This window comes from Halomonas sp. AOP5-B2-8 (assembly GCF_052376475.1).
Lineage (GTDB): Bacteria > Pseudomonadota > Gammaproteobacteria > Pseudomonadales > Halomonadaceae > Vreelandella > Vreelandella casei.
Window position 1 is genome coordinate 1 of the sequence record NZ_JBQSVS010000007.1, and the last position, 22,492, is coordinate 22,492.

The following is a 22,492-nucleotide window of genomic DNA, read 5'->3' on the forward strand; positions in this document are numbered from 1 at the left end:
CGTTTGTCAATCGGCAATTTCTGGGGCCGATTCGGAAAACATTTTTCGATGACCTGAAAACGCTAACCTGCTGACAAACCGAAGGTTTTCACCTTCATCCACCGCTGGTAACGCTAGGCGTCCCCGGCAGCGGATGCGTACTTTACGGACTCGCTAACGCCTTGGCAAGGGCTCTGGTGAAAATAAGCACAAAAAGTTCACACAAGCGTCACACGGGCGTAACGCTTCTTGCCCGCCTGGATCACATAGCTGCTTCCCGTGGCCAGCATTGCGTCTTTAGCAACGACGTTGCCATCGACTTTAACGCGCCCGTTACCCAGCATATCTTTAGCCTGGGCGCTGTTATTGGCCAGCCCTGCTCTGTTTAGGATCGCGCCTATTGGTGCATGCTCATTGCCTTCAAAATCCACCGTCACTTCTGGCAGATCGTCTGGCAGCTCACCATCCGCCAACTGATTACCCGCTGATTTGTGAGCATTGGCCGCAGCTTCCTCACCGTGATAGCGGGCAATTAACTCACGCGCCAGCTCCATTTTCACATCACGGGGGTTGGCGCCCTGCTCAACGGCGTCTTTCAGCGCCTGAATTTCTTGGTTAGATTTTAACGAAAGAAGTTCAAAGTAGCGCCAGATCAAACTATCTGGCATGGAAACCAGCTTATTGAACATAGAACCAGGCGCTTCATCGACACCAATGTAGTTGCCCAGCGACTTCGACATCTTCTGCACGCCGTCTAAACCCTCAAGCAGCGGCATGGTGATGACCACCTGAGGCTCCTGGCCGAAATGCTTTTGTATCTCACGACCCATCAGCAGGTTAAACTTCTGATCGGTACCGCCAAGCTCAATATCGGCCTCAAGCGCCACTGAGTCATAGCCCTGTACCAACGGGTAAAGGAACTCGTGAATAGCAATCGGCTGATTGGCCTTGTAGCGCTTCTCAAAGTCATCACGCTCAAGCATGCGCGCAACGGTGCTCTGAGCGGCAAGCTCAATCATTTTGGCGGCGGTCAGCTCGCCAAACCACTCGGCGTTAAAGCGCACCTCCGTTTTTTCGGGATCAAGGATTTTAAACACCTGCGCCTTATACGTTTCAGCGTTGGCTTTAACGTCCTCTTCGGTAAGCGGCTTACGGGTAACGTTCTTCCCAGTGGGATCACCGATACGCCCGGTGAAGTCACCAATCAGAAAGATGACCGTATGTCCTAAGTCCTGAAACTGGCGCATTTTGGTCAGCAGAACGCTGTGCCCCAAGTGCAGGTCAGGGGCCGTGGGATCAAAACCCGCTTTAATACGCAACTTGCGGCCTGAGGCTAACTTCTGTTTTAACTCGTCCTCTACCAGGATTTCTTGCGTACCGCGCGACAGCAGCGCTAAAGCCTGATCCACCTCACTCATTGCCTCTCTCCACTATAAAAAAACCGCCCTTGCCGGGCTCAGGTGATAAATAGCCGACGATGTTACCATGCTCGCTCGCCTTGGTTGAGCCTTGGCTGAGACTTCGCCCTGCTTTGCACGAGTTAGCTTATGAAAACGCCTACTGCTTCGTCGCCGCTTTATTATATTGGCCTGATGTCCGGCACCAGCCTGGACGGGATTGATGCCGCACTGATCGCTATCGAAGGTGATTCACCACCACACTTAGTGGCAACGCATGCCGAACCCATGCCTGACGCGCTGCATCATCTGCTGCTCTCGCTTTGTCATGCCCAGCAGGTCAGCTTTGCACAGCTTGCAGCCGCTGAGCATGCGTTCTGCCAGTCACAGGCCCAAGCCGTTCAACGTTTGTTGGCGCCACTCTCGATAAGCCATGCGCAGATCAGTGCTATTGGCAGCCACGGCCAAACCATTGAGCATGCGCCTCTAGGTCACAACGGCGGCCCGGCGTACACCCTCCAGATGGATAATCCGAGCCTGCTGGCTGAACTTACCGGCTGCACCGTTGTTGCTGACTTTCGGCGCCGCGACTTAGCCGCCGGTGGCCAGGCTGCCCCGCTAGCCCCCGCCTTCCATCAGGCTCTATTTGGCAGAGCCAGCGCACATCAGCTGGTGCTTAACCTAGGCGGCTTTGCCAATCTAACGTGGCTATCCAGCCAGCCGACAGACCCGGTGATTGGCTTTGATACCGGCCCTGCCAACGCATTGCTGGACGGCTGGTTTGCGCGGCACCAAGGCGGGCGCTTTGATCAGGACGGCGCTTGGGCCGCAAGTGGAACAATAGATAACGCGCTGTTGGTTCGGCTGCTCTCAGAACCCTTTTTCCAGCAGCCGCCGCCGCGCAGCACGGGGCGCGAGCTATTTCATATGGCGTGGTTAGAAAAACATCTCAGCGGTCAGGAAGCCGCCGAAGATGTACAGGCGACATTAGCCGAGCTCACTGCGGTTAGCGTTGTCCAGGGCATTAACCACTTAAAAATCCATGACGGCCCGCTCACGCTTATCACCGCTGGCGGCGGCGCTCATAACACCTACTTGATGCAGCGCCTTGCCTATCACCTACCGGGGGCAACGTTCACATCGCCCGCTGCACACGGCTGGCCTGAGGATTGGATCGAAGCAGGCGCCTTTGCTTGGCTGGCCCACCAGCGGTTACACCATTTGCCGGGCAACTTGCCATCGGTCACCGGTGCGGCAGGCCCACGGATACTCGGCGGCATTTACGCAGGCTGATTCCCGCCACACGTAAACACCGTGACGAAAGTGCGCGCACTGTTGCGCTATGACACCTGCAGAGCGTGCGCTCCTTTGGCCTGCAATTGCGCCTCTTCTGCGCTCACTAAGCCTTTTTTTACTAGCTGAGCGAGCGCAAAGTCTAGCGTTTGCATACCCAGACTTCCGCCAGTTTGAATAGCCGAATAGATTTGCGCCGTTTTGTCTTCCCGAATTAAGTTGCGCACTGCCGACGTGGCGACGAGCACTTCGTGAGCCGCTACGCGCCCGCCGTCCTGATGCTTAAGCAACGTTTGCGACACTACCGCTTGGAGCGATTCAGAAAGCATCGAACGCACCATGGTTTTTTCGTCGCCAGGAAAAACATCGATAATGCGGTCAACGGCTTTAGCCGCCGAGGTAGTATGCAGCGTACCCAGCACCAGATGCCCCGTTTCTGCCGCGGTCAGCGCTAGGCGAATAGTCTCTAAATCGCGCAACTCACCGACCAGGATCACATCTGGGTCCTCGCGTAGCGCGCTGCGCAGCGCATCTGCAAAACTATGCGCATCGCGGTGCACTTCGCGCTGATTAACCAAACAGCGCTTGCTTGAATGCTCAAATTCAACCGGATCTTCAATGGTCAGGATGTGCCCATATCGATGGTCATTAATGTGATCAATCATCGCCGCAAGCGTCGTACTTTTACCCGACCCGGTCGGCCCGGTGACTAATACCAGCCCGCGCGGCAGCATGGCTAAGCGCTCAAACATCTCACCCAGCCCCAGAGCCTGCATAGAAAGCACCTGGCTTGGGATAATACGAAACACGGCTCCCGCGCCGCGGGCTTGAGTGAACGCATTAACGCGAAAGCGTGCGATGCCCGGCATTTCAAACGAAAAATCAGTTTCCAGCCTTTCAGCGTAGTCGCGCCGCTGGCGATCATTCATGATGTCGTCAATCAACTTGCGCACACCGTTATTATCGATAGCGGGCACATTGAGCCGACGAATGTCGCCATCAACACGTATCATGGGCGGCAAACCTGCCGAAAGATGCACGTCAGAGGCATTCTGCTTTGCCGAGAATGCTAGCAGTTCGGTAATATCCATCTCTCCTCCCAGCTGCGGTAAGGTGCTTGAGTATGTCAGACATCGCGCTTAACGAGTCGCTCGCCCATTCATATGAACAAGCGTGTGAACGCCTGCGCCAAGCGCTAGAGGACGCAGAGCGGGCTCCGAACGCTGCAGCGCTATTGGCCGTCACCAAAACGAAACCGGCAGCGATGATTCGTCAGGTCTGGCAGCTTGGCCAGCGTGAATTTGGTGAAAACTACCTGCAAGAAGCCCTAGAAAAACAGGCCGAGCTGGCGGACCTTGAAGGCCTTGTATGGCATTTTATTGGGCCACTGCAATCCAACAAAACCCGCGCCGTCGCCGAGCATTTTGACTGGGTGCACAGCGTCGACCGATTAAAAATTGCCCAGCGCCTTAACGAACAGCGCCCGGCGCACCTTGCACCCCTCAATATTTGCCTACAGGTTAATATTAGCCACGAAGATAGCAAAGCGGGTGTACTGCCGGAAGAACTGGAAGCGCTAGCGCGCGACGTTGCCACGCTGCCAAACCTGCGCCTGCGCGGTTTAATGGCGATTCCTGCCCCGGCGGAAACGCTAGCCGCCCAGCGCCAGCCATTGGCCGCGCTGCGTGAGGCGTTAACGGCTCTACAGAGCCAACTCCCCGAGACGCCCCTTGATACGCTTTCGATGGGCATGAGCGACGATTTAGAAGCGGCAGTACTGGAGGGCGCTACGCTGGTGCGTTTAGGCACCTCCATTTTTGGCGCCCGCCAGAGGGCTTAGGCGAACCACAACTATCCGGCTGCCTGCTGCAGCCCACTCTTTCACTGAGCCAACGTTTATTAAAGGACACCTAGAATGGCGAGTAAGATTACCTTTATTGGAGCCGGCAATATGGCGAGTGCCATTATCGGCGGACTAATCGACAGCGGCGCGGCGCCCTCTACCATCACCGCCACTGCACCTCATGAAAAAGAGCTGGCAACGCTGGCAAAGCGTCTGGGCATACACACAACGACAGATAACAATGCGGCAGTCGCCGATGCAGACGTCGTGGTATTAGCGGTAAAGCCTCAAATTATGCGCAGCGTATGCGAAAATTTGCGCGACAGCGTTCAGCGTCAGCAGCCGCTCGTTATCTCGATTGCAGCCGGCCTTGATGCAGGCACTATCGACCGCTGGCTAGGCGATCACAATGCCATGGTACGCTGCATGCCCAATACGCCATCGCTGGTGGGCTACGGCGCCAGCGGTCTTTATGCCAATGCCAAGGTAAGCGACGCGCAGCGCGACGTGGCTACTCAGCTTATGGAAGCGGTAGGCATTGTGGAATGGGTTGAAGAAGAAGCGCTGCTGGATGCCGTCACCGCCGTTTCGGGCAGTGCACCGGCCTACTTCTTTTTGATGTTCGAGGCCATGGAAGAGGCGGCGGTTAAGCTCGGCCTACCCGCCGCCACCGCGCGCCGGCTCGCTATTCAAACAGCGCTGGGTGCCGCCACCATGGCACAGCAGAGTGACAAAGACCCGGCGACGTTGAAGCAAAATGTCATGTCGCCCGGTGGCACCACCGAGCGTGCCATTGCGCACATGGAAACGGCACAATTGCGCACCACCATTGCCGATGCTATGCAGGCCTGTGCCGATCGCGCTCAGGCTATGGCCAAAGAACTTAACGGCGACTAAAGAACCGCTCAGCAACGAATCACCAAGGAGACATCATAATGGGCAACGGATTAGGCAGTGCAGGGTTAATGTTGGTCAACACACTGATCAATATTTATCTGTTCTTACTCATGCTGCGCTTTCTGCTGCAGGCGTCACGGGCGGATTACTACAACCCGCTAAGTCAGTCGGTGGTTAAGATCACTCAGCCGCTGGTCGGCTTATTTCAGAGCTTTTTAGGCCCCGTGGCCGGTCGCTTTGATCTTGCAACGCTCGCCGCTGGCTTCGTGTTAAAAGTAGTCAGTATCATCGCTATTTTCATGGTCATCGGTATCGGCATGCCGCCTATTCCAGGGCTATTAATAGCGGGTATCGCCGCCTTGGCGAATGCGATTTTAAAAATCTACTTCTTCGCCATGATTGTGATGATTATCTTGAGCTGGGTAGCTCCCAATGCCAGCCACCCGGGTGCTCTATTGGTAATGCAGTTGGTAGAACCGATTATGGCACCGGTGCGCAAAGTCGTTCCTGCGCTTGGCATGATCGACCTCTCGCCTATCGTCGTGTTTATTGCCATTAACCTAATCGATAGCTTGATCGTTGGTTCGATGATTCGTGCTGCCGGCATTTCCGGCGCGCTAGTCGGGCTGTGATAGCGGCCCAACCCATTTTCATCATGGATTCGATCAGCAGGGTCTATTCAGCCGCACTCTTAATTAGCAGGACTCGCGCCTTCAATGCCTGATTCAGATACGCTTGCGTTTGCAGACCGGCCGACGGGCTCCGTCGGCCTTGTTACTCCGCACGTGGCACGCTTCGACACGCCGCTCGCCCTGGCTTGCGGCAAAGTACTGCCTGCTTACGAGCTGATTTACGAAACCTACGGCACGCTGAACGCTGAGCGCAGTAACGCAGTATTGATTTGCCACGCGCTCTCCGGCCACCACCACGCGGCGGGCTACCATAGCGAGGAAGATCGTAAACCCGGCTGGTGGGATGCCCATATCGGCCCCGGCAAGGCGATCGATACCAACCGTTTTTTTGTTGTATCGCTCAACAACTTAGGCGGCTGCCATGGTAGCACCGGTCCCGTGAGCCACAACCCCGAAACCGGCCGCCAGTGGGGGCCGGAATTTCCCATGGTGACCGTTAGCGATTGGGTCGCCAGCCAGGCGCAGCTTGCCGATCATCTGGGCATTGAGCGCTGGGCGGCAGCGGTGGGCGGCAGCCTTGGCGGGATGCAGGTAATGCAGTGGACCATGACCTACCCAGAGCGCGTCGCCAACGCGGTGGTGATTGCCGCAACGCCCCGACTCTCGGCGCAAAATATTGCCTTTAACGAAGTGGCTCGCCAGGCGATTCGCTCTGATCCTGAGTTCTTCGACGGCTGGTACGCTGAGCATGACACGGTGCCTAAGCGTGGTCTGAAGCTGGCACGCATGGTGGGCCATATTACCTACTTGTCAGAAGACGCCATGGGCAGCAAGTTTGGGCGCGACCTGCGTAGTGATGATCTCAACTTCGGTTTTGACGTTGAGTTCCAGGTGGAGTCCTACTTGCGCTATCAAGGCGATACGTTCTCCACCGCCTTTGACGCCAACACCTATCTGCTGATGACGAAAGCACTCGACTACTTTGACCCTGCCGCCACCCAAGGGGGCGACTTTGCCAAAGCCTTGGCGCCTGTGCAGTGTCCGTTTTTGATTGTTAGCTTCACCACCGACTGGCGCTTTCCGCCGTCGCGCTCGCGCGAGCTGGTGGATGCGCTTACTCGGGCGGGTAAATCAGTCAGCTATGCCAATATTGACTCGCCCCATGGCCACGATGCTTTCTTACTCTCAGAGCCACGTTACGATGCCATTTTAAGCGCCTTCATGAGCCGCGCTGCCGGCGAGCTTCATCTCAACGAGCTGGGCATCAATGTGCTGGGCAAAGAGGAGACGCCATAATGCGCGCCGATCTTGAACTGATTTACGACTGGGTGCCCGAAGGATCACACGTGCTTGATCTTGCCTGTGGCAACGGCGATTTGCTCGAGAGCCTAGCGCGCAATAAGGGCGTCACCGGCTATGGGTTAGAGATTGATCATGACGGCATCAACGCCTGCGTGGCGCGCGGCGTTAGCGTCATAGAGCACAACCTAGACGATGGCTTAAGCAGCTTCTGCGATAACAGCTACGATCAAGTAATCATGACTCAAGCGCTACAGGCGCTGCGTCGCCCAGACAAGATGCTGGATGAAATGCTGCGGGTCGCCGAAGAAGGGATTATTACGTTTCCCAACTTTGCTTATTGGCGACACCGCATCCATTTAGGCCTGCGCGGCTATATGCCGGTATCGAAGTCGCTGCCTCACGCCTGGTACGACACGCCCAACATCCACCTCTCGACGTTCAATGACTTTGAGCACCTATGTCGCGAGAAAGGCTTGGTCATTGTTGATCGCGCCGTGGGCGTTGGGGACCATCAGGGGCACTGGAAATCACGGCTATGGCCCAATCTGTTTGGTGAAATTGCCATCTTCCGAGTTCGGCGCCGCTAGCCTCTCAATCCGCACGGGCAGATCACGGCTTAACCTCACCCCGCTGGGGCAACCCTGTTCCCGTACCACGTCAATACCATAGGCCAGCACCTCCACTCCGCTGGCCGAGGCCTGCGCCAGTGCCGCTGCATAGGTCGCATCAATATGCGCAGCGGCGGCCACGTCAGCAATACCTTCGTGAGCCACGCAAAATAGCAGTACTGCTCGCTCGCCCTGCTCAGCGATCGCCCGCAAGGTATGCAGATGCTTGGTGCCGCGCACGCTCACCGAGTCAGGAAAGTAGCCGTGGCCGTCCGGCTCTTTGAGAGTGACCTGCTTAACTTCGATATACACCCGCCCCCGCTCAGGATCCTCAAGCATAAAATCAAGCCGTGCATCGGCCACTTTCACCTCACGACGCAGCGTGGCGTAGCCCGCCAAGGGCACTAAACCCCCAGCGTTTAGTGCCACCTCCACTATTCGGTTAGCACGGCCGGTATGCACAGAAGCAAGCGCCACCTGCCCATCGGCTTGCGGTAGCTCAATAAACTCCCAGGTCCAGGCAAGCTTACGCTTAGGGTTATCGCTGGGTGAAAGCCACACGCGGCAGCCCGGCACGCTCACCGCTTTCATCGACCCCGTATTAGGGCAGTGCGCCACGACCTCACGACCATCATCTAAACGAACATCGGCAAGAAATCGCTTGTAGCGCTTGAGTAGCATGCCCGGCACAAGCGCGGGATAGTTAAGCGTCATAGTCGGCTCACAAAACGCGCGATGCGCGCTATGGCTTCTTCAAGACGGGCAACGTCATTAGTGAAGGCAATGCGCACATGGTGTTCGCCACCCCGCACGGCAAAATCAATGCCGGGGGTGATGGCCACATTCTCTTCCTGCAACAGGCGCTCGCAGAACGCCTGGCTATCTCGGCTGTAGCGGGAAATATCCAGCCATACATAGAAGGCCCCTTGGGGTGGCAGATCCGGCGCCAACCCCAATCTTGCTAAGCCCTCTAACAACACTTTTCGGCGCTGCTTCAAGGTTGCTCGGCGTTGTTCAAGAATACCCCGGCACTCGGGGGTAAAAGCTGCCAACGCCGCATGCTGGGCAGGCGTTGAGGCGGCAAGAAACATATTCTGCGCCAAGCGGGTGAGCGGCTCTATGGCATGTTCGGGCGCCACCAGCCAGCCTAAGCGCCAGCCGGTCATCCCAAAATATTTTGAGAAGCTGTTCACCACAAAAGCATTTGCTGAAAGCGAGGTCGCCGACAGCGGCGCATCGTCATAGTTGAGGCCTTGATAAATTTCATCAACAATCACCTCACCTTCACGCTCGGCGACCGCGGCCAGCACGGCACAAAGCTGCTCAGCGCTCAGGGTGTGGCCAGTCGGGTTAGAAGGCGAGGCCAGCATCGCTAGGCTCGTCTCCTTGCGCCAGTGCTCGGCAACCAGCGCGGCGTTTAGCTGCCAGCCACTCTCGCGCCCCACCGACACCGCATCAATCTCAGCGCCCGCTAACGCCATAAAGTGGCGGTTACAGGGATAGTTAGGGTCGGCCATCAGCACTCGCGAGCCGGTTTCAACTAATAGCTGACTGGCTAACAGTAGCGCCCCCGATGCGCCGGGCGTTACCAATATGCGCGCAGGGTCAACCGCGGCATTGAAATGCTCAGCGTAATGCTCCGCAATCGCTTGACGCAGGGCGGGCAGCCCAGCCGCCGGCGTGTAGCGGGTTTGGCCATTGGCAAGCGCTTGCTGCCCGGCGGCCACAATCGGCTCCGGAGTAGCGAAATCCGGCTCGCCAACTTCCAGATGAATCACATCGTGGCCAGCGGCTTCTCGCGCCTGAGCCATTTCCAGCAAATGCATGACCCGAAAAGGGGCAACGTGATCGACACGTGAATTCCAGGCCATAACGGCTCCTTCACCAAGCTATTATTAACGTCACTTAAAACATGGCACTCGCCACATTCTATGCAAGACCATGGTCGCAAAATCACTATTATGCTTGCAACGTCGCCATTTTTCAGATAAACAAGCATCCCTTTGGCGTGAGATCGTGACATAGGCTCATGGTCGATCAGTAGTCACATATGTAAGGGGCAGTCCCATGCCAGTAGCAGAAAAGAAACCGGAAGCGTCCAAGTCCTTCACTCCGTATGAGCCAGCACCGGGTGAAGAGTATATGAACGAGCAGCAGCTAGCGCACTTCCGACAGCTGCTGCTGGATTGGAAACAGGATCTCATGGAAGAGGTGGATCGCACAGTACGCCACCTGCAAGAAGATGCTAACAATTACGCCGACCCCGCGGACCGCGCGACTCAGGAAGAAGGCTTTAGCCTGGAACTGCGCACTCGGGATCGCGAGCGTAAGTTGCTCAAAAAAATTAACGAGACTCTGGATAATATTGACGACGACGATTATGGCTTCTGCGAAGCCTGCGGCGTTGAAATTGGTATTCGCCGTCTTGAAGCCCGCCCCACTGCCACGCTTTGCGTGGATTGCAAAACGTTGGCGGAACTCAAAGAGAAGCAGCTCGGCGGCTGATCTCTAGAGCGGTGTTTTAAAGAATGCTCTACGTGAACGCGGGCACCTTCGGGTGCCCGTTTTTGTTAACGACGAGGCGCTTGCCTGTACCCCCTAGGACAATGCTGATATGCCCTCCTCTGCTCGCTACCGTGGCCGCTTTGCCCCAACGCCTTCAGGCCCGCTGCACTTTGGATCACTCGTCGCCGCCGTAGGCAGCTACTTAGACGCCCGTGCGGCTCACGGACAGTGGCTGGTGCGCATTGAAGATATCGATCCTCCCCGCTGCCCCCAGGGCGCAGCGAGTACTATTTTGCGCCAACTAGAAACGTTCGGCCTGGCGTGGGATGAAGCGGTCATGTGGCAGCACGCCCGTGGCGAGGCGTATCAACATGGGCTAGAGCAGCTTCTCAAGCTAGGCCAGGCCTATCCCTGCAGCTGTTCTCGCAAGCAGTGGCAAGGGCACGACATCTACCCCGGCTGGTGTCGCAACGGCGTATGCGCCCCCACCAAGCCAGCGGCCTGGCGGCTGCGTAGCGACCGCGGCGAACGCCCTATCCGCTGGCATGACCGGCTATTTGGTGAACAGCAGCTTGACCCAATCACGCTAGGCGATGTGGTATTAAAGCGCAAAGATGGCCTGTGGGCGTATCAGCTTGCCGTTATCGTCGATGACGCCGAGCAACAAATTACTGACATTGTACGGGGAGTAGATCTTCTGGATAACACTCCTTGGCAATGCCAGCTGCAAATCGCCCTTCAGCTACCACGGCCTCGCTATTTGCACTTGCCGCTAATCGTGACCGCTGAAGGCCAAAAGCTTTCAAAACAAAACTTAGCCCCCTCGCTGGCAACGGATGACCACGGTGTCCGCCTGCAGCTCTTTCAGGCGCTACAAGCACTTGACCAAGCACCACCTAAGGCGCTTAGCGATGAACCACCGTCGACTCAGTTACACTGGGCAGTAGCAAACTGGTCACCGGCGCAGCTGCGCCCCACGGCTCATCGCCGAACGCCAGCTTAATACCCTTGTGACTATCTTTTCCAATACCCACAGGAGAGTGACATGTACGTCTATCGCATCATGCTGTTTTTGGTGTTTGGCGGTTATTTACTCTCTCCGCTGCTGATGAATGGCTGGAGCGATCCAGAGGCCGCCTGGTACCGGCCGTTTGCAATTTGGGGCGGGCTAATTGCCTTGACGCTCTGGCTAGAGCAAAAGAGAAAGCTTGATGAACGCTGAGTTAATCGGAGTATTAGCGCTCGGCCTGGGCTACTTGGCCCTGCTGTTCGGCTGCGGTTTTGCCGTTGAGCGCGGCTGGGTGCCGGTGCGCATTACCCGCCATCCCGTTGTTTACACGCTTGCGCTAGGCGTTTATGCCAGCGCCTGGGCAATTTACGGCAGCCTGGAAATGGCGGCCAGCGCGGGGTTTGGCTTTCTTGCTTATTACCTAGGCGCCGCTGGCGCTTTCCTGCTCGCGCCCGTGCTGCTGGTGCCCATCCAGCGCATTACGCGTACCTATCAGTTAACGTCACTAGCTGACCTATTTGCTTTTCGCTTTCGCTCTCGGTGGGCGGGCACGCTGGTCACGGTCGTCAGTCTGCTGGCAGTATTGCCGCTGCTGGGTATTCAAGTACAAACGCTGAGCAATGCCATTAATATTATGACGGCCAGCCAGGCAGGGAGTAGCGTTGCGCTGCTTTTTTGCGCGCTCATTGCCGCTTTTGCGGTAATTTTCGGCGCACGTCATAGTCAAGCGCATGACCGCCACGATAGCCTGCTCAGCGCCATCGCGTTTGAATCCATCGTCAAACTGCTGGCCATGCTGGGGTTAGGGGCAGTGGCGCTATGGATGGTCTTCGACGGCCCTGGCGATCTGCAGCTGTGGCTGGAAGGGCCCGGCGCGATACTTCAACAGCAAACCCCACAGCTTGATCCTGCGCAGTGGCGCACCCTGCTGCTGCTGTTCTTTGCCGCGGCGTTTATGATGCCGCATCTTTTCCATATCAGCTTCTCAGAAAGCTTATCGCGGCACACCCTGCTACAAGCCAGCTGGGCGTTACCGCTGTTTCTATTGCTCATGGCGCTACCCGTACCGGTAATTTGGTGGGCCGCACAGTCGGTCAATCCCGACATCCCCATAACGGCCTATGCCGCCTATTTGATGACGGAACACTGGTGGGTCGGCGCGCTTGCATTTATCGGCGGGCTAGCCGCCGCCTCCGGCACGATGATGATGATCGCGCTGGCGCTCTCCGGCATGGTGCTCAACCACATTGTATTAGTGGCAAGACCCCCTGAAGCACGCAGTGATCTTTACGGCTGGCTACTATGGCTGCGGCGTGGCCTGGTGGTCGCGGTGATTATCAGTGGCTGGCTGTTCTATCAGTGGATAGGCCGCCACCACGGCTTAATTGGACTGGGGTTAGCTGCGTTTGTGGGCATGGCCCAGTGCTTGCCAGGCATGCTGGCACTACTTTATTGGCCGGGCGCTAATCGTAAAGGCATGATTGTAGGGCTGGTCGCTGGCGTCAGCGTATGGCTTTGGGGCCTTTGGCTACCTCTCATTCTTTCACTGCCCTTACCACCGCTGCCTTCAACGCCCCTCACGACTGCTGATTCGCCGCTGTGGTATAACGTTACGCTGCTTTCTTTAGCCGTTAATATTCTGCTGCTAATCGTCATATCACTCTTTACACGTATCTCTGAAGGCGAGCGCTCTGCCGCCGAAGCATGTTCGGTCGATGCGGTTATCCGCTCTAAGCGCTCTCCATTAGAAGCCGCCACGGCTAACGACTTTGCCACCCATTTGGCGCAGGCGATCGGCGACGAAGCGGCGCAGCGCGAAGTTGCCCGTGCTTTAAAGGCACTCAACTTTACGCCTCAAGAGCGTCGACCCTACGCGCTGCGCCGCTTACGCGATCGCATTCAAGCGAATCTCTCAGGCCTCATGGGGCCATCAGTCGCGCGAGACATCGTTGATCGCTACCTGCCTTATCGCCATGACGACGCCCCAGAAACCGACGACATTCATTTTGTCGAAAGCCGCCTGGAGGCTTATCGCTCGCGGCTAACGGGGCTAGCCCGCGAGCTCGACGGCCTGCGCCGCCACCATCGTCAAACGTTGGCCTACTTGCCCGTTGGGCTTTGTGTGCTGGGCGATGACGACGAGCTGCTAATGTGGAATCAGGCGCTTTCACAGCTCTCAGGCATTAGCGGTGAAAGCGTGATAGGTTCGCGCCGCGATAGTCTCCCAGCCCCCTGGCCAAGCCTGCTGGGCAGCGTGCTCGACGCAACGCCAGGCCCACTCTACAAACAGGCCGTCACGCTGCACGAAAAAGACTACTTTTTAACCCTGCATAAAGCCGTTCTCAGCGGCCACGATAGCCGTGGTGGCAGCGTTATTTTGATAGAAGATCATACTGAAATGAAGTGGCTGGAAGATGAGCTGGTACATGCGGCACGCCTGGCCTCGATCGGCCAGCTAGCCGCCGGCGTCGCCCATGAAATCGGCAATCCGATTACCGGCATTTCATCATTGGCGCAGAATCTTCGCTACGACACCAACGACCCGGCGCTGCTGGAAACGGCGGACCAAATCCAACAGCTGACCCAGCGAGTGACTAAAATCGTCAATTCCCTGGTTGGCTTTGCCCACGGCGGGCGCCAAGCAACACCGCCCCCCGCTTCACCGGTGACGCTGTCATCGATTAGCGAAGATGCATTGCACTTGATCCACCTCGCCCGCTCGGGAGAGGATGTCACCTTGTCTAATGATACGCCCGAGAACGTAGTGGTCCGTGGTGATGCGCAGCGCTTGACGCAGGTGATGGTCAACCTGCTCAGCAATGCTCGAGATGCCTGCGACCAAGGCGGGCAGGTCAATATTGATGCAGGCGCCCATCAACAGCTTGCCTGGTGGCGAATAACCGATAACGGCCAGGGTATCGACCCCAGGGTACGCGACCACTTATTTGAACCGTTTACGACCACCAAGCCAGCAGGTGAAGGCACCGGCTTGGGCCTGTCACTGGCGTATCAAATTATCAATGAACACCAGGGTAAAATAGACGTGGCCTCGCCACCGCCCGGACAGCCTCGCGGCACTGCCATTACGTTATGGTTGCCGCTTTACCAACAGGATGATCAGCCAGCCCATGCCCAGGATTCTGATTGTTGAAGATGAAGCGATTATTCGCAGCGCGTTGAAGCGGTTGCTAGAACGCAACGACTATACGGTCAGCGAAGCAGGCAGCGCTGAGGAAGCCTGCAAGCTTGAGCTCACAGGGTTCGATCTCATCATCAGCGACCTGCGTCTGCCCGGCGAACAAGGCATCACTCTGATTGCCAAAGCGGCGCCTGTGCCGGTATTGATTATGACCAGTTACGCAAGCATGCGCTCAGCGGTAGAGTCGCTGAAACTGGGTGCCATCGACTACGTCGCTAAGCCATTTGACCACGCTGAGCTACTCGAAACCGTCGAGCGCATCCTCCACCAGCAGGCGATGCAGCAGAGCCCGCCACCCGACATCACTGACGCAGGCGGCGGTCGACAAACCATGATTGGCAACTGCATTGCCATGCAGCAGGTGTATACCCGCATTCGAAAAACCGCACCCGCCGATGTCACCGTGCTGATTCTAGGCGAGTCAGGCACTGGTAAAGAGCTGGTAGCGCGGGCCATTCATCAGCAAAGCAAACGTGCCAAAGCGCCGCTGATCAGCGTTAACTGTGCAGCGATTCCAGAAACGCTGATCGAATCTGAGCTATTCGGGCATGAAAAAGGTGCCTTTACCGGCGCCAGTGCTGCGCGCACCGGCCTGGTAGAAGCTGCCGACGGCGGGACCCTGTTTCTGGATGAGATTGGTGAGCTGCCGCTAGACGCCCAGGCACGTTTACTTCGCGTGCTTCAAGAGGGTGAAATCCGCAAAATTGGCTCGGTGGAAACCCGTCACGTTAACGTCCGTTTAATCGCCGCCACTCACCGCGACCTACGGGAGCTGTCGAAAACCGGCGAGTTTCGCCTCGACCTTTACTACCGATTGAATGTCATGCAGATAGAGCTGCCGCCGCTGCGCGAGCGAGAAGATGATGTCCTCGAAATCGCCGACATCCTGCTCGACAAGGCATGTAAACGCCATGAGCGCACGGGCCTGCGGCTGTCCCGCGCTGCCCGACAAGATCTGCGCGACTATCCATGGCCCGGCAACGTGCGCGAGCTAGAAAATGCGCTTGAACGCGGCGTTATTCTCGCTGAAGGGCACCTTATTCATCCTGATGATCTTGGGCTAGCGCCGACCTCCGCACGCGTCCATGCACCATCCGCTATTGCCTCAGCGGCCAACGGTGAGGTAGATAAAAGCGTTGAAGAGAATGAAGACGATCTCTCTTTAGAGGACTATTTTCAGCACTTTGTGCTAGAGCACCAGGACCAAATGAGCGAAACCGAGCTGGCGCAAAAACTTGGCATTAGCCGGAAAAACCTTTGGGAGCGGCGCCAAAGGCTTGGCATTCCGCGCAAAAAGACCGCTCGTCGCCCAGGCTAACCACCTGGGCATTGGCTTGACGCCAGCCTCCTTACGACTATTGTCTAATATTCTGATTTAAATAAGAAATATCTAACTTTATACGCTGCTAACACTGTTACCTTCCCACACAACGTCGCCCACAAACGGGAGCAAAAGGGGTAACACTTCTTGCTAGAAAAAGTTCCTCGACAATTTAAAAAATGCCAACCTTCTGAAACTTATCATTTATCTAAGAGGTGGCACAGCGACTGCAATATTACTGGGTAAGAAAAACAAACTGGGCATAGCGGTAGGTCACCAACAAAAACAACATGACCTTGCCACCACCTGAGCCATAACAAATACAACAGGGCCAGGTAGAGATAACGGCACTAATAACAACAACAGGCTTGAATCTCATCACTTGCTAGCGCAGGCAAGACAGGCGCTGAGAACAATAATAAACACAGTAAGTAGCCCGAAAGGACGCGACGTACACAGCAGCTTGCATACTAACAATAACAATAGCAGTCAGGTGTACACCCCGGCGCCAACAATAATTCCCCGGGGTAAGAAAAAGTTCGCGGTTGGATTATTGTTTTGAATACGAGGCGGTCGGAACTAACGTGATCCTTACGCCTACCGACTGCGGTGCGTATTCAGAGCGATGTGCCATCATGAATAAAAACAGCAGCATGGACGCTGATTCACTGCTTTATAGGGGAGGCTCTCTTAGCCTCCCCTTTCCGTATTTGAGGATTGAGTTAGCACACGCTAGCGTCAAGTGCTTTGCAAGCTCAAAGGGGTCGGCTACACTCATCCACTAACTGTTTTTATTGAGTACTTATTTGAAGTGCTTTGTAGCAACTATTGACGACCATTTCTTCGTACCCTGCGAGTTGAAATCATCGCATGTTTAAAGGATTTACCCGTTTCCTACACAGTCCGGGGGAGCAATTGAAAACGTTGCTCGATCCCCAAGAGAGTTCTACCACTGCCCTCTCTCCACACCATATTCCTCGGTCCGAGCATCCTGTTTCTCGCCAGCAAATTAGCGATGCCGCACTAAAAGTGCTTTATCGGCTGAGCGGCGCAGGTTATGACGCCTATCTGGTAGGCGGATGCATTCGCGATGCGCTGCTGGGCAAGATGCCCAAAGACTTCGATGTGGCCACCAACGCTACACCCGAACAGGTACGTGATCTGTTTCGTAACTCGCGCCTGATCGGCCGCCGTTTTCGGATTGTCCATGTGCGCTTTGGCCGCGAGGTCATTGAAGTCACCACCTTCCGTGGCAAACCCCAAGACGAGCATAGCGACCATATTGCCCATCAGTCCGATGAGGGCTTACTGCTGCGCGACAACGTATGGGGCAATATCGAAGAGGATGCGGTGCGCCGCGACCTCACCGTGAACGCGCTCTACTACAACATCGCTGACTTCAGTATCACCGATTTTGCCAACGGCGTGCGTGACATTGAAACCCGCACCCTGCGCCTGATTGGCGACCCGGCTACACGCTATCGTGAAGACCCGGTGCGGATGCTGCGCGCGGTACGGTTTGCGGCCAAGCTGGACTTCACGATAGACCCAGCCACTGAAGCCCCGATGTATGAACAGGCATCGCTGCTGCTACAGATTCCTCCCGCACGCTTGTTCGATGAAGTACTCAAGCTGTTTATGTCGGGCTACGGCTTAGTCGCGTTTCGTCTGCTCAGTCATTACGGCCTGTTCGGCATGCTGTTCCCCGAAGCCGAAGAAGCGATGGTCGATGCTGCCTGGGCAGAAGAGCTGATTGAGCAAGCGCTCACCAATACCGACAAGCGGATTGCTGAAGAGCGCCCGGTTACGCCTGCATTTCTGCTGGCGGCCTTCCTTTGGGCGCCGGTTAAGCATCGTATGGAAGAGCTAGAGCAAGAGGGCATGGCGGCCATTCCCGCACTACAGGCGGCCGCTCAACAGGTGGTATCTCGCCAGTTAGAGCACACCTCGATTCCCAAGCGCTTCGGCATCCCCATGCGCGAAATTTGGGAGCTACAGCAACGCCTACCCCAACGACGCGGCAAGAAAGCCTTCCAGACCCGCGAGCATCCGCGCTTTAGGGCGGGTTACGACCTACTATTGCTACGTGAACAGGCTGGCGAAATACCGCGTGGCTTAGGCGACTGGTGGACTGCCTTCCAGCGCGGCGATGAACATGAACAGCGCCGCTTGCTGCAAAAAGTGGGTGGCGATCCGGCCAGCCAGGGTGATCGTCGCCGTAAAAAACGGCGGAAACCGCGCAGCCAAGATCCAGAGTAGCCAGCAATGCCGATCCAACTCGCCTATATTGGCCTAGGCAGCAATCTAGCGTCACCCGTTGAACAGGTTCGCCAAGCGCTGAACGGGCTCGCTGGGCTGCCATTGAGCCGGTTAGTGATAGCTTCATCGCTCTACGCCAGCCGCCCCGTTGGACCGCAAGATCAACCGGACTTTATCAACGCCGTGGCGGCGCTGGAAACCAGCCTCTCGCCACTGGCGCTGCTTGATCAGCTCCAAGCGCTAGAACAGCAGCACCAACGCCGTCGCCAGCGTCATTGGGGCCCACGCACGCTGGATCTTGATCTGCTCGTCTACGGCGATCAGCACATCGAAACCCCGCGCCTATGCGTTCCACATCTACAGATGACCCAGCGAGCGTTTGTGCTGGCACCGCTGGCAGAAATTGCGCCTGCACTCCTACTGCATCATAAGCCGCTCACTGCGTGGCTTGGCCAGATATCCAACCCCGGCATTCAGCGGTTAGTTGAAGACGCGCCCTCGTAAACTGTTACTTTTTTACCCAAATCTCGACAGCGCGCGCGCAATCAGGTAACAATCACGGTATCGCAGCACGCAACTATTTAAGACTGCGCTAATAATGGTCGGTCGCCTATGCAGCGCTGGCCTCACGCACACGATGAGAGCATGCCATGAAAACCGTTACCCTAAGCACGCTGCAAGCCTATAAGCAGGCGGGTGAAACGTTTAGCTGCCTGACTGCTTACGATGCCTCCTTTGCCCATGCGGCAAGCCAAGCCGGTATTGACGTGCTTTTGGTCGGCGATTCGCTAGGCATGGTGCTACAAGGCCACAACAGCACCTTGCCTGTCACCATGGAAGACATCATTTATCACACGCGCTGTGCCGCTCGCGGTAAAGGCCATAGCCTGCTGATGGTTGACCTGCCCTTTATGAGCAACATTTCAACCGAGCGCCTATTGGTAGATGCCGGTGCGCTGATGCGCGCTGGAGCCGAACTTGTGAAGCTTGAAGGCGAAGCGTGGATGGCCGAAGGCATTCGTGAACTCACACGCCGCGGCGTGCCGGTATGCGCGCACCTTGGCCTAACACCGCAAACCGTTCACCAGCTCGGCGGCTATAAAGTACAGGGGCGCGACGCCGCTAACGCTGAGCGAATCATCAATGATGCCAAGGTGCTTGCCGATGCGGGCGCTGCGGTCATTTTGCTTGAGTGCGTGCCCGCCAGCCTAGGCAAAGCAGTAACAGAAGCACTGGATGTGCCGGTAATTGGCATCGGTGCAGGACCGGACACCGATGGCCAGATTCTCGTCATGCACGATGTGCTTGGCGTAACTCATGGCCGTACGCCACGCTTTGTGAAGAACTTTATGGCAGAGGCCGATAGCATCCAAACGGCTTTCCAGCACTATCATGAGGCCGTTAAAAACCGCACCTTCCCAGCGCCAGAGCATTGCTTTTAAAACATTTTTTTAAAAGAACATTTTTAGAAGCCGGCTCGATTAGCCCGCCATCTCTTTTATTTTGTTAATAACGCGAAACGACTATGCGCACTTTGCGAGATATTGATCAGTTACGTAGCATCCTGCGAGAGCATCGCCTACGCGGCCAGCGCATCGCCCTGGTACCCACAATGGGTAATCTTCATGCCGGCCACCTAGCGCTGATCGCCTGTGCCCGAAAGCACGCCGACATTGTGGTTGCGAGCCTATTTGTGAACCCGATGCAGTTTGGCCCAGGTGAGGATTTAGACGGCTACCCGCGGACCTTCAGCGCTGACCAAACGCAGCTGAGCGATGCAGGCTGCGACGTCCTGTTTTCCCCGACCGTCAGCGCGCTGTACCCAAACGGGTTAGATGCCCAGACGCGTGTCCATGTGCCCGTCGTGGGCGAAGGGCTGTGTGGCGGCTCGCGTCCCGGGCATTTTGACGGCGTTTCCACCGTCGTCAGCATGCTGTTTAATCTCGTACAGCCCGACATTGCCTGCTTTGGAGAGAAAGATTACCAGCAGCTCGCGGTAATCCGTAAAATGGTGCGCGATCTTCACATGCCGATCGACATCATCGGTGTGCCGATTGTGCGTGCTGATGATGGCTTAGCGCTCTCCTCGCGCAATGGCTACTTGAGTAAGCAAGAGCGCGCTGCAGCACCGGCGCTTTATCGCACTCTGTGTTCGCTGCGCGATGCCCTGGAGCGCGGCGCCCCGGTAGAGGCCGCCTTGCAGCAAGGCACAGCCGAGCTCAGCGACGCTGGTTTTACGCCGGACTATCTTGAACTACGTGAGCTCATGCTCGGCCCGATCAGCGGTGCTACTCATCACTCGGTGCTGCTGGCGGCAGCCAAGCTCGGCCCGGCACGTTTAATCGACAATCTCCGCGTTGAGCTACCGGCTAGCGCCATCAACACCGCTACAAAATAAAAAAATACAGGGAAATAAAGGAGCTCACATGCATACCATTATGCTCAAAGCCAAGCTGCACATGGCCCGCGTCACCCACGCGGTACTTAATTACGAAGGCTCCTGCGCCATCGACGGCGACCTGCTGGATCTGGCCGGCATTCGTGAAAATGAACAGATTCAGATTTATAACGTCGAAAATGGCGAGCGCTTCACGACCTACGCCATTCGCGGAGAGGAAGGCTCCAAACTAATCTCGATCAACGGTGCGGCTGCCCACCTGGCGGCTCCCGGTCATCGCATCATTATCTGCAGCTATGCTCACTACTCACAAGCCGAACTGGCCTGCCATCAGCCCGCGCTGGTCTACCTACAAGAAGGTAATGACGTTAGCCACACCAGCAACATTATTCCAGTGCAGTTAGCCTAAGTAGAAGGCGCTAGACAGATTAAGCAGCGGGCCCTGACGTGGCCCGCTTTTATTTGCTTATAAATGCGTATTGCCGCAACGCATACCCTTCCTCTATCCTGAAAGGACGGCTGAGAGTGTCGGCTGACAGAGTACGCCTACCGGGCATCTGGCATCAGCCTGTCTGTTATTTACTCCAGGAGTCATTTTATGCAAGACGTAGTCATTGTTGCGGCACGCCGCACCGCCGTGGGCGCATTCGGAGGCTCTCTCGCGGGCATTCCAGCCAGCGACCTTGGTGCGCTGGTGATCAAAGATATCCTCGCATCTACCGGCGTTGCCCCTGATCAAATTGACGAAGTGCTGCTAGGCCAAGTGCTCACCGCCGGCGTAGGTCAGAATCCGGCTCGCCAAGCGGCGATTAAAGGAGGCCTGCCAAACTCGGTGCCGGCCATGACCATCAATAAAGTCTGCGGCTCAGGTCTTAAAGCGCTTCACCTAGCGGCTCAGGCGATTCGCTGTGGCGACGCTGACATCATTTTGGCAGGCGGCCAGGAGAATATGTCCGCATCACCTCACGTGCTACCCAACTCACGCACCGGACAACGCATGGGTGACTGGAAAGCCATTGATTCCATGGTCCACGATGGCCTGTGGGATGCGTTCAATGACTATCACATGGGTATTACCGCCGAGAATTTAGCCGAGAAATACAGCATCACCCGCGAAGCGATGGATGAATTCGCGGCGTCTTCCCAGCAGAAAGCCGCAGCAGCGATCAAAGAAGGTAAGTTTAAGGGCCAGATCGTGCCGGTGGAAATTCCCCAGCGTAAAGGCGATCCGCTGGTCTTTGATACCGATGAAAATCCGCGAGAAGTCACGGCCGATAAACTCAGCGGCATGCGCCCTGCGTTTAAGAAAGACGGTACGATCACCGCCGGTAACGCGTCGGGGCTGAACGACGGCGCGGCGGTGGTTATGCTCTGCTCCGCTGAAAAAGCCAAGCAGTTAGGCCTTGAGCCGCTGGCGCGCATTGCAGGCTATGCCAACGCTGGGGTAGACCCTGCGATTATGGGCATCGGCCCGGCACCGGCCACCCGCCGCTGTTTAGAAAAAGCTGGCTGGAGCCTGGATGACCTTGATCTTATCGAGGCCAACGAAGCCTTCGCTGCCCAAGCCCTGTCTGTTAATAAAGAGCTAGGCTGGGATGTCAGCAAGGTAAACGTTAACGGTGGCGCCATTGCTATCGGGCACCCTATCGGTGCCTCAGGCTGTCGCGTGTTGGTCACACTGCTACACGAAATGATCGCCCGAGACGCCAAGAAAGGCCTAGCGACGCTATGTATCGGCGGCGGTCAGGGTGTAGCGCTTGCCATTGAGCGTCCTTAACGGCCTCGCCTGCGTTATTTAGCTAGCCTCAACAAGCCCTCATCAGTAGATGAGGGCTTTTTTAATGCCATGC

The 22,492-nt window shown here is 56.4% G+C and carries 21 protein-coding genes; 17 read left to right on the forward strand and 4 right to left on the reverse strand.

The window, feature by feature from the left end:
• Positions 1 to 197: 197 nt before the first annotated feature.
• Positions 198 to 1,397, reverse strand: a complete 1,200-nt coding sequence (gene tyrS, locus ACT3RP_RS15905) for a tyrosine--tRNA ligase (RefSeq protein WP_444672345.1) — start codon at positions 1,395 to 1,397, stop codon at positions 198 to 200.
• Between the two features lie 129 nt (positions 1,398 to 1,526).
• On the opposite strand from tyrS, the gene ACT3RP_RS15910 reads away from it, so the two are divergent.
• The gene (locus ACT3RP_RS15910) at positions 1,527 to 2,669 is read left to right on the forward strand and encodes an anhydro-N-acetylmuramic acid kinase (RefSeq protein WP_483394141.1); all 1,143 of its coding nucleotides are present in this window, start codon (positions 1,527 to 1,529) and stop codon (positions 2,667 to 2,669) included.
• 47 nt (positions 2,670 to 2,716) lie between these two features.
• Here ACT3RP_RS15910 and ACT3RP_RS15915 read toward each other — a convergent pair whose 3' ends face one another.
• A complete protein-coding gene (locus ACT3RP_RS15915; protein WP_483394142.1) occupies positions 2,717 to 3,760 on the reverse strand; it encodes a type IV pilus twitching motility protein PilT in 1,044 nt (347 codons plus the stop codon).
• A 32-nt stretch (positions 3,761 to 3,792) separates the two neighbouring features.
• Here ACT3RP_RS15915 and ACT3RP_RS15920 point away from each other — a divergent pair, with 32 nt between their 5' ends.
• From ACT3RP_RS15920 to metW, 5 genes are all read left to right on the forward strand, one after another.
• Positions 3,793 to 4,509: a YggS family pyridoxal phosphate-dependent enzyme gene (locus tag ACT3RP_RS15920; RefSeq protein WP_483394143.1), complete on the forward strand. Its 717-nt coding sequence runs from the start codon at positions 3,793 to 3,795 to the stop codon at positions 4,507 to 4,509.
• 75 nt (positions 4,510 to 4,584) lie between these two features.
• Positions 4,585 to 5,409: a pyrroline-5-carboxylate reductase gene (gene proC / locus ACT3RP_RS15925; protein ID WP_483394144.1), complete on the forward strand. Its 825-nt coding sequence runs from the start codon at positions 4,585 to 4,587 to the stop codon at positions 5,407 to 5,409.
• A gap of 38 nt (positions 5,410 to 5,447) precedes the next feature.
• Complete coding sequence (locus ACT3RP_RS15930) at positions 5,448 to 6,041, forward strand: YggT family protein (protein WP_096276186.1); 594 nt, start codon at positions 5,448 to 5,450, stop codon at positions 6,039 to 6,041.
• Positions 6,042 to 6,125: 84 nt separating this feature from the next.
• Positions 6,126 to 7,337 (forward strand): homoserine O-succinyltransferase MetX, encoded by a 1,212-nt coding sequence (metX, locus tag ACT3RP_RS15935; RefSeq protein ID WP_096276188.1) that lies wholly within the window; start codon positions 6,126 to 6,128, stop codon positions 7,335 to 7,337.
• Positions 7,337 to 7,930, forward strand: a complete 594-nt coding sequence (gene metW / locus ACT3RP_RS15940) for a methionine biosynthesis protein MetW (protein ID WP_441672411.1) — start codon at positions 7,337 to 7,339, stop codon at positions 7,928 to 7,930. The genes metX and metW overlap by 1 nt, the downstream gene beginning before the upstream one ends.
• Here metW and sfsA read toward each other — a convergent pair.
• The gene (gene sfsA / locus ACT3RP_RS15945; RefSeq protein WP_483394145.1) at positions 7,877 to 8,665 is read right to left on the reverse strand and encodes a DNA/RNA nuclease SfsA; all 789 of its coding nucleotides are present in this window, start codon (positions 8,663 to 8,665) and stop codon (positions 7,877 to 7,879) included. The two genes, metW and sfsA, sit on opposite strands and share 54 nt — an antisense overlap.
• A complete protein-coding gene (locus ACT3RP_RS15950) occupies positions 8,662 to 9,822 on the reverse strand; it encodes an aminotransferase class I/II-fold pyridoxal phosphate-dependent enzyme (RefSeq protein ID WP_483394146.1) in 1,161 nt (386 codons plus the stop codon). Before ACT3RP_RS15950 ends, sfsA begins: the two co-directional genes overlap by 4 nt.
• Positions 9,823 to 10,018: 196 nt before the next feature.
• Here ACT3RP_RS15950 and dksA point away from each other — a divergent pair, with 196 nt between their 5' ends.
• The 11 genes from dksA to ACT3RP_RS16005 all read left to right on the forward strand — a co-directional run bounded on the left by dksA (position 10,019) and on the right by ACT3RP_RS16005 (position 22,419).
• Entirely contained in the window at positions 10,019 to 10,456 is a 438-nt protein-coding gene (gene dksA, locus ACT3RP_RS15955; RefSeq protein WP_007111809.1) for an RNA polymerase-binding protein DksA, read from the forward strand.
• Between the two features lie 109 nt (positions 10,457 to 10,565).
• The gene (gene gluQRS, locus ACT3RP_RS15960; protein ID WP_441685332.1) at positions 10,566 to 11,459 is read left to right on the forward strand and encodes a tRNA glutamyl-Q(34) synthetase GluQRS; all 894 of its coding nucleotides are present in this window, start codon (positions 10,566 to 10,568) and stop codon (positions 11,457 to 11,459) included.
• Positions 11,460 to 11,501: 42 nt separating this feature from the next.
• Positions 11,502 to 11,678 (forward strand): hypothetical protein, encoded by a 177-nt coding sequence (locus ACT3RP_RS15965; RefSeq protein ID WP_007111811.1) that lies wholly within the window; start codon positions 11,502 to 11,504, stop codon positions 11,676 to 11,678.
• The gene (locus tag ACT3RP_RS15970) at positions 11,668 to 14,616 is read left to right on the forward strand and encodes an ATP-binding protein (protein ID WP_441685330.1); all 2,949 of its coding nucleotides are present in this window, start codon (positions 11,668 to 11,670) and stop codon (positions 14,614 to 14,616) included. The genes ACT3RP_RS15965 and ACT3RP_RS15970 overlap by 11 nt, the downstream gene beginning before the upstream one ends.
• Positions 14,594 to 15,982, forward strand: a complete 1,389-nt coding sequence (locus tag ACT3RP_RS15975; protein WP_096276200.1) for a sigma-54-dependent transcriptional regulator — start codon at positions 14,594 to 14,596, stop codon at positions 15,980 to 15,982. Before ACT3RP_RS15970 ends, ACT3RP_RS15975 begins: the two co-directional genes overlap by 23 nt.
• An 873-nt stretch (positions 15,983 to 16,855) precedes the next feature.
• On the forward strand, positions 16,856 to 18,244 hold the full coding sequence (gene pcnB / locus ACT3RP_RS15980) for a polynucleotide adenylyltransferase PcnB (protein ID WP_483394147.1): 1,389 nt from the start codon (positions 16,856 to 16,858) through the stop codon (positions 18,242 to 18,244).
• 6 nt (positions 18,245 to 18,250) lie between these two features.
• Positions 18,251 to 18,748 carry a 2-amino-4-hydroxy-6-hydroxymethyldihydropteridine diphosphokinase gene (gene folK / locus ACT3RP_RS15985; RefSeq protein WP_444625814.1) on the forward strand — a complete coding sequence of 166 codons (498 nt, stop codon included), beginning with the start codon at positions 18,251 to 18,253 and terminating at the stop codon, positions 18,746 to 18,748.
• Positions 18,749 to 18,894: 146 nt separating this feature from the next.
• Positions 18,895 to 19,686 (forward strand): 3-methyl-2-oxobutanoate hydroxymethyltransferase, encoded by a 792-nt coding sequence (panB, locus tag ACT3RP_RS15990; RefSeq protein WP_444625813.1) that lies wholly within the window; start codon positions 18,895 to 18,897, stop codon positions 19,684 to 19,686.
• A gap of 83 nt (positions 19,687 to 19,769) precedes the next feature.
• Entirely contained in the window at positions 19,770 to 20,642 is an 873-nt protein-coding gene (panC, locus tag ACT3RP_RS15995; protein WP_441685323.1) for a pantoate--beta-alanine ligase, read from the forward strand.
• Positions 20,643 to 20,670: 28 nt separating this feature from the next.
• Entirely contained in the window at positions 20,671 to 21,051 is a 381-nt protein-coding gene (panD, locus tag ACT3RP_RS16000; RefSeq protein WP_096276210.1) for an aspartate 1-decarboxylase, read from the forward strand.
• A 189-nt stretch (positions 21,052 to 21,240) separates the two neighbouring features.
• Complete coding sequence (locus ACT3RP_RS16005; protein ID WP_441685322.1) at positions 21,241 to 22,419, forward strand: acetyl-CoA C-acetyltransferase; 1,179 nt, start codon at positions 21,241 to 21,243, stop codon at positions 22,417 to 22,419.
• Positions 22,420 to 22,492: the final 73 nt, after the last annotated feature.